This is a genomic window from Streptomyces sp. NPDC021080, assembly GCF_044333225.1.
Classification (GTDB): domain Bacteria; phylum Actinomycetota; class Actinomycetes; order Streptomycetales; family Streptomycetaceae; genus Streptomyces.
In genome coordinates this window covers 511,882-526,534 of record NZ_JBIRQM010000002.1, presented here as the reverse complement: position 1 = coordinate 526,534, position 14,653 = coordinate 511,882, and the positions used below count along the sequence as shown (strand labels likewise).

The following is a 14,653-nucleotide window of genomic DNA, read 5'->3' as shown; positions in this document are numbered from 1 at the left end:
GGCCTTTGAGGGTGGTTCGCGCGTAGACCTGGGCGAACAGCCGAGATGCGGCCTCGCGTGGCCCGACTGATTTCACCGTGGTTCCCCGCTGTGACCCGCACGATCTGGTGCGGTTGTGGTGCGAGCCGCACAGCGGCGGAGATCGCACCCGCCTGTTGAGGGAAATGAAGCGGGAGCACACAGTTCCGGCCGCTCGACTCATGGGCAGCATCTCTGGCAGATCCGCCCAAAGCCGGTGGTATCCGGGCTAGCCTGCAACTCCAATGCCTTGGGGGGATGTATGGGACTGCGCATCAACAAGTCGTTCAAGATCGCGCCAGGCGTGCGCGTCCGACTCGGCAACAAGTCGAGCAGCCTGAGTATCGGAGGCAAGGCCGGCCGGGTCACTATGAACAGTCGCGGGCGCCGGACCACGACAGTGCGCCTTGTCCCTGGAGTGTCGTACTCCACCTCTAGCTCTCGCTCGGGCTCTAGCCACACAAAGCCCAAGCCAGCCCGCTCTGTTCCAGAAACCCCAGCGGCCCTCACCGTGAGCGCTCCCCTTGGCCCGCTCATCGCACCACGCCGAAAGACGATTGACGGCTGGGTTGCGGCAGACCTTCGTGGCGTCGTCGTCCATCGGCGGGCCCTCGACGAGGTGCGCATCCCGTTGGTCCAGCTCATCAGTGCAGAGCTGGACGGTAAGGAACTGACTCTGAAAACCTCAGACGTGGTGACGTACCGCCTGATGCTGACCACGTTCTCCGCCGCACGAGATCTCCACTTCGTAGAGACCTTGGCTCGTGCCGCGCGACTGACTCAGAGCTGACCGCAGCAACAAGTCGGTCTTCTGCGACACTCGCATTAGGAGTTCGATCAGCCGCACAGTCAGTCGCGAGACTGGGCACGTCGCGGGTAGGTGGTGCGCTGTCCAGGGTCGGTACGGGCCGATGCCGTTGCCGTCCAACCGCATGTCATCGGACCGCCTTTGGTCGTCCACAAGCCGGGTGAAGGTCCGTACACAGACCTGGAGTCCGCGGCCAACGTGACGGCGGTCCAACGAGGCTTCCGGCCGTGTTGCACGGGCTGAACCGGTTTGCTGAAAGGGCGTTATGGCGGGCCGTCAGGAATCCGGTCTGTTGCGGTGCCAGGATCGCTAGCATGGGGCAAGCCTCAGTCAACAGGCGGAGGCCGAATCATGAGGTTCGGGGGCGTTGTGGGGGCGAGTGCTGATTCGGCGGGGCGTGGAATCTTTGACTGTGATGAAGCCTATAGGACACCTGTTTCATCCGACTATGAGCGACTTTTCCAGGTGGGCTTGATCGCACTTGATACGAACGTCTTGCTCAACCTGTATCGATCGAACGAACGCACCAGGAAAGACACTTTTGCCGTTCTTGATAGGCTACGAGATCGCCTCTGGGTGCCGCATCAAGTTTTGGTAGAGTTCTGGCGGAATCGGGCTCTTCCTTCAGTTCGAGGACATCATCACAGTAAGGCACAGGAAGTCAGCGCCTCTCTAAATAAAGCATCTCGATCGGTTCATGACGCGCTGGACAGATGGATGAAGGACGTTCACCTGTCCAGCGATGAAGAAGTGCGCCGCCGTATTGACTCCAGTAGGAGTACTCTAAATGGCACACTTGAGAAGCTTAAATCGCTTATTCAGGAACAGGCTCAAAAGGATGCCGTTGGCGGGACTGCTGTCACGCATGGTGACCCGATTCTTAGAGAACTTGAAGGACTGCTTCAGGGGAGAATTGGCGAGCCGCTGTCAGTCGAGGAGTTCGGCAAGGCGGTTCGAGAGGCGCAAAGTCGTGCCGATAGTGAAATCCCTCCAGGATACGCAGATTTCCAATCAAAGTCTCCAGAGCAGGCGGCGGGGGACTATATTCTGTGGAAGCAATTGCTGGATGAGGTCGAGAAGCGCAAGCAGGACGTTCTGATGGTCACTGGCGACGTGAAGGAGGACTGGTGGGTCAGGCGTGACGGGGAAGTCCCAGCTCGCCCAAGGAAAGAGCTTGGAATGGAACTACGTCAGCGTGCGGGAGTCAGCCTCTTCATGATGACCCCGAGTCAGTTGCTCGCGGAGGCGAATGAGATTCTCGGGTTGAAGGTCGATAAGAGATCCGTGATTGACCTGGCGCTTTCAGAGAATGTGGACGCTCAGAACTTTCCACACGATTTCATTCGGCAGTTCCTTCCTCTATCTCGCATTGCACATCGTCGTGCGCGCGAGGCGACTGAAGCTACTTCAAGGGGGGACCTAGGGCACGTCTATCAGTCTGCTCTGTCGATCGCATTATTGAGGGAACTTTGCCGAGAGGCAGTCGCGCAAAGGGGGGCGACTGTTCCATTTAGAGGACGTCATTACCCTCTCATTGAAGGAAATGTTGTGATCCCCTTGGCCTGCGGTAAGCATGAGGGAGACTTGCGGGATGCTCATGTGCGTGTCGGTTCGAGCGCCAGGATCGCGAGAGCGATTGAGTACCTGGAAGCCTCTACGTATTCTCGGAAGAGCGTAAATGGGCTTAGTGAGGAGATCTCCGCTTGGGGCGAATCTGAAGTGAAAGGAATTGCCGTGGTCGCCTATGTCGCCAATGTAGAGAGTGGCGTGACCGTGATTCAATATGGGAAGCTGACGCGAATTGATAAGGGGGGAACGACCTGGCGACTGCGAGGCGAAGCTAGGGACACGGGTGTTATTAGCTACCCTATGTAGGTCGTGGCCTTCGGCTGTCGATGAATGGCAGCAGTAGAATGCCGTTCAGCCCTTCGACTTAGGTGCGGTTCCTGCTAGACAGCGTCTGTCCGTCGTCGGTCGCCACCGTCGATATCAGCGGGAGCCCTGCCAACGACCAACAGGTGCGAGCTGTCGGTGAGTAGTTCCGGGTACGGCTCTGCCATACGGGCTGTGTACCTGGCTTCGAACCTGTGACACCCGCTTTAGGAGTTCGATCTGCACCCGCGTTCGGGGCCGTCCACGGCTGGTCCGGTGGTCGCCCAGGGGTCCTGTCGTATGCCGCCGTCCGGGCTCGTTGATGTCAGCCGTGGATGTCAGACCGCCGTGACATCGCTCGTGCCAATGACCTGGGAAGACTTCGGGGCGCTGATAGCGATCTTGGAGGGTCGCGCCACCCAGCGAACTGCGAGCGCCTCGCCGAAGAGTTGAGCCGCCGCTCTGCTTACATCGTCGGCACTTGAGTGGTTGCCGAATTGAGCTCCCCCAGTCGGGGAGCTTTAGCTACCATGCTGAGGTGGCAGAATCAGCGGAGCATCAATTCTTATCTCAGTGCACGACAGAAGTCCTAGAGAGATTGTCGCGCACCAGCCTGTACGCATACGTAGAAGCCGAACGTCGAAAGTTTGACTTCGCTTGCGAACTCCGACGCGACTGGTCGCGACCCCTTGTGGGGCAAACTCTCTGGAATCACACGGCTGGAGTGGATAAAGATGTCCGCACCATGCTGCTAGATACAGAGGCTGATATCTGCGCGTATGTGGCCAGGGATACGATTAAGGCTCGTCGACTTTTGTCGGAAGCCATAAAAGACTTCAGGTCGGGTCGTGATCTTGCACGATCACATCGGCTGCGCATTTTTTGGATCCCTGAAGGGTTTGATGCCGATGATGAAAGTCAGCGTGATTTTGTAGCCGAGCTACTTGAAGAGCAAGTCAGCAGAGACATTCTAATGAACGTAGTCTTCGGAAATCTGACTGCCGAGGACGTTCGATTCTTCGGGCGCACAAGCGGTCTGGCGGGCTTGCACCTTGCCCTCTTGTTCGCCATCTCGACGGCCTCCGAAGAATTTTCCAGTACTCGCGACTTGGCCGAAAGGCTTCAGGTCTCGCAGGGGGCAGTGAGGGAGCGCCTCATTAGGCTCGCAGGGTGCGGCCTGTTGAGGCAATTCGGCGGTGGCGCCACTTTGGCGGGCGCCACTTTGAAGGGGCGAGTCTTTTTGGATTTCTGCGGCGTGCTTCGCCGGGAAATCGACTCGGAGGCCATGTCGGCCGAATTGCTTCATTTGATGCGACTGCTGGATATGCGTTACGCGCCGTCAGCGCTGCAGTATGCTAGAGATAGCCTTCACCTTGCAGGGCCGGCCTTGACTGAGGTGCCCGAAATGGTTACTGGGCGCTTGGTGAGTACTATCGAGGTGGCGGAAGAGCGATGGGGTGTTGATTTGCAGGATATACCTCACGTGATTCACGAAAATAGGGACTGGGGTCTGGCGGGAGATGAACTCGCTCGGAGATTTCGCGAAGAAAGTCGGCGTTACGACCCGTGAGGTCGGTGAATTCTCAATGACCGATGCAAGCTGGCGGGGCGCCGTCCAAAGGTTGAGGACGACGCCCCACGCTGGACGCGGGATTTGAACCTCTGACCTCATCCTTATCAGGTCGATCCTTTGGGGCTCCCGGGCCTGCATTGAAGCCGCTCCGTGCCCTTAGATCGGCCGTTCAGGTCCGCACTGATCCGCAGTCGTTCGCCGCTGTTGGTGTCAGCCATTGATGTCAGACATCAGTCGCCGCTTGACGCTCTGACCAAGACCAATGAAGCTCGAAGCCACGGAGCGTCACGGAGTCCACGTAGGATTCCGAAGCTCGATCGCCGGTTATCGAAAAGTCACATTCGGTGCGGTATGGCTCCGTCCTGCCAGCGGTAGAGGTCGCGCAGCAGGGAAATCTCAGCGCCGTGATGGATCAGTTCCCTATTGACGTGCAGGACCCTGTTCTCCATGGGAAACCGCTCGGGACCCACTGTGGGCGGATTCTCCAGGTCGGCGTCCGAGAGCGCGCGGACCCCCTCGTTCCATCTCCCGTACATCTCATCGAGCTGTTTCAGCGCCTCGTCAGCTGTCCCCGCGTAGGCGAATGTCTGGGAGTCGACGTCCTGGCCGCCGAAGTACCATCCGACCCGATAGCCCAGGCACGAGACGATGATGTGTGCCAGCCGCCAGGCAATCGTGGTCACCGGCGCTGGCACTGGACCAGGGGACGCGAAGTCCACCGTCCACGCCCCCGAACCTTCCGACATCGGTGCGGCCGACGTGCCACGCGGGCGGACGCTCCAGCAGCCGCGCACCGGCTCCCAGAAGTACTCCTCATCGGTAAGACCGTCCAGCCGTGGCCGCAGGTTCGTGCGCCAGTGCCAGTCCAGCTGCTCCCCGAGCCGCTCGCCTCTTGTCATTTCCGCACACTACATACAACGGAGACCTGTGACTGAGCAGTTCACTTGGCGAGTTGAGCGTTGGTCGGGCACATGTCGTCGACGGACTCAACCAGACCCGTGGCCTCGGCTGCGACGACGTCGCCCTTCCTCCGCGGAGTACCGGAAACCAGCGGCGCGCTTACCGCCAGGCAGTGGTGGTGGCGATGACGGCTTGGGCCAAGGCCACGGGTTGGTTGCGGGCAATGAGGTGCCCGGCGCCGCGGATGGGCCGGACTGTGGTGTGAGGAGCCAGGTGCAGCAACTGGTCGATGTCCTCGCCGGTGAGCGCCGAGCCGTTGTCGCCATGGACGAGCAGGAGGGGCAGGTCGAGTTCCGCGGTGACCTGCCGTAGCCGTGGGACCTGGGCGAGGATGTCCTCGACGAGCTCGGTGTGGGCGCCGAGCGGGCCGACGGAAGCGAGGAAGCGGCGAACCCTGGAGGGCTCAAGGCAGGGTACGACGTCGACCAGCACCAGCCCCGCCACCCTGACTCGCACTGCCGGATCCGTGAGAGCGGCGATGGCGGCGAGCCCGCCGAGTGAGGCACCGACGACCACGCTTGCCGGTGGCTCGGTGTGCACCATCGCGGCGACGTCGTCCGCGCACGCGGACAGTGTCCGAGCGCTGCCCTCGCTGTCGCCGTGGCCTCGCTGGTCGAAGGCCAAACATCGGTACCCGGCATCAACGAGGACCTCGCTGACCGGTCTCCACACCTGACGACGTTCGCCACCGGCGTGAAGGAGCAGGAAAGTCGGTCCGGCACCGACCTCCTCCCCGCGCAGGATCACATCGGGGCGAGTGATGCGCCGTTCGCGTGGGGCGGTAGGGCCGATCATGAAACTGACACCTCCCCTCCTCCTGCCGCAAGTGTCCTTAGCCAGGCCGCCAGGGTCGGCCAGTGCCCCAGCTGAACGCGACACTTCATCCTGCCCGCAGGGCACGTTGGGAACGGTACCGCCACCTGTGCAGGTGTTGACCCAAGGCGGCACGAGCACGCGCTCATCGGGCGCGGCGGCTGATGTCGGCAGCCCCAACAAGGTGCCAACCTGGCACATTGCATTCTGTCAACACCGCAAGCTCAACTCGCCAACTCAACCGCTCATCCGCCAAACGAAGCGCTCAGTCACAAGACCTGGCTGCGCTCTATCCACTGGGCTACAAGCATTCAAGTCGTAGTCCATGAAGTGGATTTGAGGCGAATCGGGAATCCAAACGATCACGACACAGACTTCCGCAACCCCCACCACCCCCAGCTCCCATCCCGTCCGCCGTCGACCCACACACCGTGGAGCGGGCGTGGTTCAGGGGCGTCAAGGTGGAGCGCGCCACTGTACGAACGACCTTGACGCCCCTGGGCCGCGTCTGCTCGGCTCTGCCTGGGTCGACGGCGGACGGGATGTGAGCTCCCCACGCACGCCCTCTACGGGCCCGCGGTCGGGAACGGCGCCCCCACCATCCCGGTGCCGGCCGATCCCCCGCCGGAGGCATTGTCTTGACCGTGGGCCGCTCTATGTGGTGATCGACTCATGGCCGTCGGCCCTATCTACCTGTGGGCGCGCGGAGGCGCAGCCGGGGCGGAGCGGGCCGGAGGCAGGAGCGGCGCCCCGAGCGGAGCCGGGAGCGTGCCCGGCGGAGCGGAGCGCAGCCGGGGCTTGAACCAGTAGAGAAAGTCTGAGCCAACAGGCCTTCTGCTACAGCCTGAAGGAGAGCTCCAAGTCGTCGCCAGGAAGGTGGAACTCCTCCAGTGCGAGCGGCTTCTCTGCCGCAGTGAGTGTCACGCGGATGATGTGGAGCAGCGGCACGCCTTCGGGGAGTCGGAGGGCTTGGGCCTGGTCTGGGAGTGGCATGCGCGTGCGGATGTACTCCGTGAAATGGAGTTCGTGACCCAGCTCGGCGAGCGCTGCGTAGAGCTCCGGGGCCGGCGGGGGCGCTTCCTCTTCGTACTTCGTGTCGATCAGCACGGAGAACGGCACGTATGTGCGGTGGAGTTGGCGGAGGCGGCCGTTGTCGGCGGTCTGCAACGCGTCGTAGGTGAACATCGGCTCGCCCGGCGGGATGCGCAACAGGTCGGCGAGTGCGAGCGGGGCGTCTGTGCGGGTAGCCACTGGGGGTTCCGCGTTGGCCCAACGGATGCCGTCGGCCTCGACGTAGCCGCCGTCTGGTGTGCGTCGGATGCCGCGCGGGCGCGTGTGGCTGGGGCGGGTCTGGGGTGAGCGGGCGAAGGTGCCCCGTCCCATGATGACCTCGACGAGACCGGATGCCCTGAGCTCGGTGAGGCCCTGACGGACTGTGGGGCGTGTCACGCCGAACTGCTTGGCCAGTGTTTCCTCGGAGGGGAGTGGCTGGCCGGCAGGGTACGTGCCGTTCAGGATGCCTTCGCGCAGGTACTCGGCGATCTGCCGGTACTTCGGCTGCGTGTTCTGTGGCGGCATGTAGGCCCTCCGTGGCCGTGATTCTGGGCAGCTTGCCCAACTCCTTGGACAGCGTCCCCCATCGCAAGACGGTTGACAACCCGTACTACGGGTGGCCACTCTGGATTCCGAACCCGTAGTACGGGTTGTAAATCAGCCCGAGGGATCGGCCTTCGGGTGCGATGGATGAGGAGTCCAAACAAGTGGCAAGCCTTCCGATCGACACCGCGAAGTTCACGGGGATCATCTGTGCCGTTCCCCCTGCTCCGCGGATCGCGAACCGTGAGACCGGTCAGCTCCGCGTTGACCGCGACACGGGCAAGACCATGTACCAGGTCGGCCTGTGCCTGATGTCGGGCGCGTCCGCCGACGTCGTGACCGTGAACGTCCCCGGTGAGCCCAACGGCGTGCAGCTCGGCATGCCCGTGGCCGTACGGGACTTGGTGGCCACGCCGTGGGAGAACGACGGCCGGCACGGCGTCGCCTTCCGCGCTGCGGAGATCCGGCCCCTGAGTGCTCTGGCTCCGGCCGGGAAGGGGGCCGCGCAGTGATGATCCTGGCCTCCACCGCTTCGGCCGGGACGACCTGGCCGAGTTCGTTTCTGGTGGCGGCCGCAGTGCTGGTGTCGGGCCTGCTCCTCGCAGGCCCGGCCCTGCACCGCCGCTACCCCGTTGCCTGGTGGCTCTTATTCGGGCTCCCGGTCGCATGCTGTCGCGTCATCCGTACGTGGCGGCCGTTGATGGCCGGGTGCGGTCTGGCCGTGAGTCGCCGCCCTGCCCTGACGGTCGTGTCGGGGCTCGTCGGCAAGGGGGCGCCACCCCCTCAGCCGTTGGTGCCGCGGTTTGGGTTCATACGGCCGACTGTCGGCGGCTTCTGGCTGCTGGCGCGCCTTCTTCCGGGTCAAGTGCCCGACGACTTCGTCAAGGCAGCGCCCGCCATGGCTGAAGCCTGGGGGATGCATGCCGTCCGGGTCACTTCCCAGAAGCCGGGAACGGTCCGGATCACGGCCTCCGTCACTGACCCGCTGGCGTACCCGCGCATACCGAAGCAGCGTGGGCCCGTGCATTTGCTCCGCGTTGCGGTCGGGGCACTGGAGACCGGCGCCGCGTGGGTGATCGACCTGCGTCGCATACCGCACTGGCTGATCGTCGGTGCCACCCGTTCCGGGAAGTCCACGCTGATCAACGCACTCGTGGCGGGCCTGGCTCCGCAACCCGTGGCCTTGGTCGGCGTCGACTGCAAGGGCGGCATGGAACTGTCGCTGTACGAACCGCGGTTATCGGCGCTCGCGACCAACCGCGAGCAAGCCGTCAGGCTCCTGGCCTCGTTGGTCGATCTCACCCTCGACCGCATGACCGTCTGCCGTGCGGCTCGCGTTCGGAACATCTGGGGCCTCCCGGAGCAGGAGCGGCCGGTCCCAGTGGTCGTGATCGTCGACGAGATCGCGGAACTGTTCCTCATCGCGAGCAGGAACGAGAAGGACGAAGCGCACGCGGCCGGTACGGCGCTGATCCGGCTGGCCCAGCTCGGCGCGGCGCTCGGCGTCTTCCTCGTCGTCGCCGGCCAACGCGTCGGCTCCGACCTAGGGCCCGGAGTCACGGCCCTACGTGCCCAGCTCGGCGGGCGAGTCTGCCACCGCGTCGCAGACCCCGGCACAGCAGAGATGGCCCTCGGTGACCTCAACCCGGACGCGCTCAAAGCAGCGCAGGCGATCACGCCGGAACAAGCCGGTACCGCGGTGCTGGCCTCCGGCGACGGCTGGGAACGCGCCCGATCCCACCTGATCACCGAAGCGGACGCGGAAGCCATCGCGGCCGAGTACGCGCACCTCACCCCGCACCTTCCCGAACTGCTGGACGCGAAGTGAAAGGGGGCCACCGTGCTCGTGTCCGTCTCGGCGGTGCTGCTGCTCGGACTGCTCATCTGGTTCCTGCTGCGCATCCGCTACCTGCGCTGGGCCGACCTGCTGCTCTGCTCGGCCTTTGGCTTCCTGCTCGCCCGGACGATGGCCGCGCCCCTCGTGGCCACGGTCCTCGACGGCCTCGGCGCCTTCCTCGGAGGGCTCCGCTTCTGATCCGTCCCGCACGACCTCAGCTGAACAGCGCCCGCACAACGGGCTCCCGACGGGGCGCGAAGTCGCCAAACCCGACCCCGTCAGGAACCCACTCCATCCGCCACGTGAGCAGTGAAAGGAGCACCCTCACTTTGTCCACCGCGCATCGTCCGCGCAAATCCCCTCTGCTCGAATGCGAGCTGAGGGACAGAGAACAGCCGACCTGCGCCGGACGGGAACAGGTCGTTCTCGTCGGACTCGACGGCTTCGAACGCTGGCTCTGCCCGGCGCACGCCGCCGCCCTCTGGCTCACCGATCCGACACTTCGCTTCAGTGCCAAGACTCGGCCCCAAGGGATCTCTGCCGTCATGGGGCAGGCGTTCGGCGGGGGTGGTCGTCCATGACCACGTCTTCCCTGACCCTCCCGAAGGACGTCTCCGCGCTGATCGACAGGGCCGGAGAACCGGGCTTCGAGGCCTGGCGACGCCAGATCATCCGCCTCGGGGGCTGCGCCAACCCGATTCACCTCGTCGGCACCGCCACGGTCGTCGACTCGTCGACCGGCGAGGCCCTGCTCTCGTACGGCTCGGACGTCTACGGCGGCCGACTGCTCACCGCCTGCGGCAACCGCCGGGCGACGGTCTGCCCGACCTGCGCCCGCATCTACCAGGCGGACACGTACCAACTGATCCGTGCCGGGCTGGTCGGCGGCAAGAACGTGGGGGAGGAAGTGGGCGGCCACCCGCGGGTGTTCGCGACGTTCACCGCTCCTGGCTTCGGCCCGGTCCACACTCGCCGGGAGCGTGACGGTCGCGTACGGGCCTGCCGACCCCGCAAGTCCGGGGAGCCCTGCCCGCATGGATCGCTCGCCGGATGCCACGCACGGCACGCGGACGACGACCCGCGGCTCGGGGAACCTCTCTGCCCGCGCTGCTACGACTACGCCGGAGCCGTGCTCTGGCAGGCGCAATCAGGCGGACTCTGGCACCGCTTCGTCCTGGAGCTGCGCCGCGAGATCGCCCGGACGGCTGGGCTCTCCCGAGGGGAGTTTGGCGAGAGCGCCCGGCTGTCGTACGCCAAGGTCGCTGAGTACCAACGGCGCGGACTGGTCCACTTCCATGCCGTCATCCGCCTCGACGGCCCGGAGGGGGCCAACTCGACTCCACCGGGCTGGGCCACGACTGCCCTGCTCTCGGCAGCTGTCCGCGGTGCTACCGAGAAGGTGCGGCTTCTGGCCCCTGGGCGGGACATCGTCGGCCTGCGCGTGCTGCGGTTTGGAGAGCAGATCGACGTACGCCCCATCTCCGCCTTCGGGGCAGGGGAGCGGCTGACCTCGGCGGCTGTCGCCGGTTACATCGCCAAGTACGCGACGAAGGGCGCTGAGACCGCCGGCGCGGTGGACGGTCGTATTCACGGGGCGCGGGACCTGGTCCTGTTGCCCGTACGCCCTCACGTGCTCCGCATGATCAGCACGTGCTGGTGGCTCGGTGGCCTGCCGGACTTCGCATCGCTCGGCTTACGGCGCTGGGCGCACACGCTCGGCTACGGCGGCCACTTCTCCAGCAAGTCGCGTCGCTACTCCACCACTCTGACCGCCCTCCGGCAGGCTCGCGCAGATCATCGCGCGGAGGAGCAGCGAACCGCTCTCGGTATCGGCTCGCGGCCCACGGTCACGGTCGGCGCGTGGCGCTACGCCGGGCGCGGCTACTCGCCGGAAGCGGCGCTCCTGGCTGCTTCGGTACGGGAGGGCGGTGCTTCCCGTGGTGCGTGACGCCCGTACGAAATCGGCCGAACTTCTCACCGTTCGGCAGGTGCTCGATGAGCTCGGCGGCATTTCCCGGCGCACCTTCTACCGCTGGCGGGAGCTCCGTATCGCCCCGGCCTGTATACGGCTGCCGAACGGTGAGCTGCGGGTTCGGCGTGACGTGCTCGACGACTGGTTGGAGGAGCGGGCGGAGGGGGTGGCCTCGTGAAGTCGTACAAGGTCTCTGTCTGGAAGCTGTCGGTCAACAAGACCACCAAGAAGCCGACTTACCTCGTGCGCTGGGTGGTCGACGGTCAGCCGTTCAGTGAGTCGCACAAGACCAAGGCGCTGGCCGATCGCTTCCGGGCCAAGCTGGTGCGGGCACTCGACAAGGGCGAGCCGTTCGACACGGTGACGGGTCTGCCCGATTCCCTGCGGGGCGGGAAGGCGGCCCTGTCCTTTCTCGACCTGGCGGTCAAGTACGTCGATGCCCGGTGGGCGGAAGCCTCGGCCAAGCATCGCGACAGCGTGACCGATGCCCTGGCGACGGTCGTCCCGGTCCTCGTCAAGCCAGGACGGGGGCGGCCGACCCCGGAAGCGCTGCGTCGCGCACTGCGTTCGTACGTCCTGCCCGTGCCGCGCAGGGACCGGGAACGGCCGGAAGAGATCGCCTTGGCTGTTCGCTGGATCGAGAAGGCGTCGCTTCCGGTCGGAGAGCTGCAAGAGATTGCCCGTGTCCATGAGCTGATCGACGGACTGGGGCGGAGGCTGGACGGCAAGCCTGCGGCGACGCAGACGTATCGGCGTCGGCGGGCGGTGGTCTTCAACGCGCTCGAATACGCCGTGGAACTGGAGCACCTCACGTCCAACCCGCTGAGCCGGGTACGTCGCAAGCGTGGCAAGCGCGCGGTGCAGGAAGTCGACCGCCGGGTGGTGGTCAATCCACGGCAGGCTCGGGAGCTGCTGACCGCGCTCACCTACGTGGGCGGCTTCGAGCGGGCGAGCGGTCGGCGGCTGCGGGCGTTCTTCGGATGCCTGTACTACGCGGCCATGCGGCCGGGCGAGGCGCTCGGACTACGCCGGTCCGACTGCACCCTTCCAGCGTCCGGCTGGGGACGCATCGAACTGGCGGAGACGCGGCCCTCGGCGGGGAAGGCGTGGACCGACTCCGGCGAGGCACATGACCGGCGGGGGCTGAAGCAGCGGGCCCAGGGCGAGGTACGCATCGTGCCGATCCCGCCTCCGCTGGTGCGCCTGCTGCACGACCACTTGAAGGAGTTCGGCACGGCGAAGGACGGCCGGCTGTTCTCCAGCGAGCGGGGCAACGTGATCGCGGCCTCCTCGTACTCGCGTGCGTGGAAGCAGGCACGGGAACTCGCCCTCGTCCCCGATCAAGTGGCCTCGGTTCTCGCCTTCCGGCCGTACGACCTGCGTCACGCGGGAGTCTCCCAGTGGCTCAACTCCGGTGTCCCGGCCCCGGAGGTCGCCGCTCGCGCGGGTCACTCGGTGGACGTCCTTCTGAAGATCTACGCCAAGTGCATCGATGGCCAGGAGCAGGAGATGAACGACCGGATCATGCAGGGGCTGGGGGAGGAGGACGACACCGCAGACTGATCAATCGCACGACTGGCGAACGCGAGCCCCGGGCTGGGAACGGTCCGGGGCTCGCGCCCGTCCACGTATGGTCCACAGAGCTTCATTCGGAAGTGGGGCGCAGGCTCTCTGACCTGCCGCGAAGCCCTTCAAGATCAACACGTCATTACAACGTGATCACTGGCAAACGACTGCTTTCGGCGGCATCTGCCTGCGCATGACCGTAGATACGCGAAGACCCCGGCCTCAGCGTTTCCGCTGGTGACGGGGTCTTTGGGCACCTCATAAGGGGTGCCCCCGGCAGGATTCGAACCTGCGTACACGGCTCCAGGGGCCGCTTGCGTTGTCGATCAAGAACGCAATATCTTCACCTGCTGTGACCATGACACGCAGAGCGATCATCAAGGGAATGGCTGCCGCCCCGTTCATCGGTGCCGCGGGCAGCATCCTCTCCGCCTCCCCGGCCCAGGCGGCCACCATCGACGCAGGCCAGTTCACCCTCGCCGCCCGGACCTCCAACAGCTACGGCGAGTTCGCCGATCTGACGGCGGGTCTGGCCACGAAACTGCCCAAGGTGGACGCGACGACCGTCATCGCCGACGTCAACCGCAACGCCACCCACCTGACCAGCGCACCCAGCACCTCCGAGGCCTTCGAGACGGGCTTCGCCTGGGACGCCGACGACCAGGCGGTCGACTACTGGATCCCGCAGGGTGTCACCACCAGCGCGGACGCCTACGGCGACGGCACCTACCCCGACGACGGGACCAACCGCGTCGTCCTCGCCTCCTGGTACTTCGAGACCGACCCCGACGGCGACGGCGTCGACAACTACGCGCTCGACAAGGGCCTGCGGCTCACGTTCGTCAACTACAACAATGCGTCGGCGCCGAAGTACCGGCACGTCCTGCTGGTCGAGCCCGTCAAGACCGCCACGGGCGAGTTCTCCTTCAACCCGATCCGCAAGCACGCCGGCGGCATCATGTGGTACGGAAACCTCCTCTACGTGGTCGACACCTACAAGGGCCTGCGGGTGTTCGACCTGAACACCCTGTTCAAGGTCCCGCTGACCGAGAAGGATGTGTGCGGTCTGCACACCGACGGTCAGTACTACGGGTACGGATACCAGTACGTCCTGCCGCAGAGCCACGCCTACGACAACGCGGGAACCTATCTGCGCTACACGGCCATCGGACTCGACCGCGCCAGCACCCCCGACAGCCTCGTGATCAGCGAGTACTCCCTGTCCGGTGCGGTCAGTTACACGGACGGCACCTTCAACGGCACCGGCGCCGGCACCACCACGCCCAAGGTGGTCCGCTGGAACCTCGACTACACCGACCGGCAGCTCGCCTCGCTCACCGCGACCGAGGCCGTCACCGTCAGCCAGCAGAAGATCCAGGGCGTGGTCTCCCGCAACACCAAGCACTACCTCTCCGCCAGCGACGGCCCCTCCACCAAGGGGACACTGCGCACCTTCACCTCCGGAGGCTCGACGGCGAGCGCGGTCTGCGACCTCGTCATCGGCTGCGAGGACCTCAGCTACCACAGCAGCGGAGCGTCCAACTGGGCGTTCAGCGAGTCCGTCATCTGGAACGTGGGCGAATATGTCAACAAGCGCTACGTGTACGCGGTCCACGCGGACGGTTCTTGACATCCTCC

The 14,653-nt window shown here is 65.0% G+C and carries 13 protein-coding genes; 10 read left to right on the top strand and 3 right to left on the bottom strand.

The features are described from left to right. Positions 1-280 precede the first annotated feature (280 nt). The 3 genes from ACH4S8_RS06340 (at position 281) to ACH4S8_RS06330 (ending at position 4,268) form a co-directional block, all read left to right on the top strand. Positions 281-808 (top strand): DUF4236 domain-containing protein, encoded by a 528-nt coding sequence (locus tag ACH4S8_RS06340; RefSeq protein ID WP_398391431.1) that lies wholly within the window; start codon positions 281-283, stop codon positions 806-808. A gap of 369 nt (positions 809-1,177) precedes the next feature. Beyond that, entirely contained in the window at positions 1,178-2,701 is a 1,524-nt protein-coding gene (locus ACH4S8_RS06335; RefSeq protein WP_398391429.1) for a PIN-like domain-containing protein, read from the top strand. 535 nt (positions 2,702-3,236) lie between these two features. Beyond that, positions 3,237-4,268 (top strand): hypothetical protein, encoded by a 1,032-nt coding sequence (locus tag ACH4S8_RS06330; RefSeq protein WP_398391428.1) that lies wholly within the window; start codon positions 3,237-3,239, stop codon positions 4,266-4,268. Between the two features lie 338 nt (positions 4,269-4,606). On the opposite strand, the gene ACH4S8_RS06325 is transcribed toward ACH4S8_RS06330, so the two are convergent. The 3 genes from ACH4S8_RS06325 to ACH4S8_RS06315 form a co-directional block, all read right to left on the bottom strand. Further along, the gene (locus ACH4S8_RS06325) at positions 4,607-5,170 is read right to left on the bottom strand and encodes a DinB family protein (protein ID WP_398391427.1); all 564 of its coding nucleotides are present in this window, start codon (positions 5,168-5,170) and stop codon (positions 4,607-4,609) included. Between the two features lie 160 nt (positions 5,171-5,330). Further along, positions 5,331-6,026: an alpha/beta fold hydrolase gene (locus tag ACH4S8_RS06320; protein WP_398391425.1), complete on the bottom strand. Its 696-nt coding sequence runs from the start codon at positions 6,024-6,026 to the stop codon at positions 5,331-5,333. Positions 6,027-6,881: 855 nt separating this feature from the next. Then, on the bottom strand, positions 6,882-7,622 hold the full coding sequence (locus ACH4S8_RS06315; RefSeq protein WP_398391424.1) for a GntR family transcriptional regulator: 741 nt from the start codon (positions 7,620-7,622) through the stop codon (positions 6,882-6,884). A 182-nt stretch (positions 7,623-7,804) separates the two neighbouring features. Here ACH4S8_RS06315 and ACH4S8_RS06310 point away from each other — a divergent pair, with 182 nt between their 5' ends. From ACH4S8_RS06310 to ACH4S8_RS06280, 7 genes are all read left to right on the top strand, one after another. Continuing rightward, positions 7,805-8,152: a hypothetical protein gene (locus ACH4S8_RS06310; RefSeq protein WP_398391422.1), complete on the top strand. Its 348-nt coding sequence runs from the start codon at positions 7,805-7,807 to the stop codon at positions 8,150-8,152. Next, the gene (locus ACH4S8_RS06305) at positions 8,152-9,468 is read left to right on the top strand and encodes an FtsK/SpoIIIE domain-containing protein (RefSeq protein WP_398391420.1); all 1,317 of its coding nucleotides are present in this window, start codon (positions 8,152-8,154) and stop codon (positions 9,466-9,468) included. Before ACH4S8_RS06310 ends, ACH4S8_RS06305 begins: the two co-directional genes overlap by 1 nt. 12 nt (positions 9,469-9,480) lie before the next feature. After that, positions 9,481-9,675, top strand: coding sequence for a hypothetical protein (locus ACH4S8_RS06300; RefSeq protein ID WP_189189195.1), 195 nt, complete (start codon positions 9,481-9,483; stop codon positions 9,673-9,675). Between the two features lie 379 nt (positions 9,676-10,054). Then, entirely contained in the window at positions 10,055-11,425 is a 1,371-nt protein-coding gene (locus tag ACH4S8_RS06295) for a replication initiator (protein ID WP_398391418.1), read from the top strand. Then, complete coding sequence (locus ACH4S8_RS06290) at positions 11,415-11,627, top strand: helix-turn-helix transcriptional regulator (protein ID WP_398391416.1); 213 nt, start codon at positions 11,415-11,417, stop codon at positions 11,625-11,627. Before ACH4S8_RS06295 ends, ACH4S8_RS06290 begins: the two co-directional genes overlap by 11 nt. Further along, positions 11,624-13,012 carry a tyrosine-type recombinase/integrase gene (locus ACH4S8_RS06285; protein ID WP_398391414.1) on the top strand — a complete coding sequence of 463 codons (1,389 nt, stop codon included), beginning with the start codon at positions 11,624-11,626 and terminating at the stop codon, positions 13,010-13,012. Before ACH4S8_RS06290 ends, ACH4S8_RS06285 begins: the two co-directional genes overlap by 4 nt. A 361-nt stretch (positions 13,013-13,373) precedes the next feature. After that, positions 13,374-14,645 carry a hypothetical protein gene (locus tag ACH4S8_RS06280; protein WP_398391412.1) on the top strand — a complete coding sequence of 424 codons (1,272 nt, stop codon included), beginning with the start codon at positions 13,374-13,376 and terminating at the stop codon, positions 14,643-14,645. The last annotated feature ends 8 nt before the right edge of the window (positions 14,646-14,653 follow it).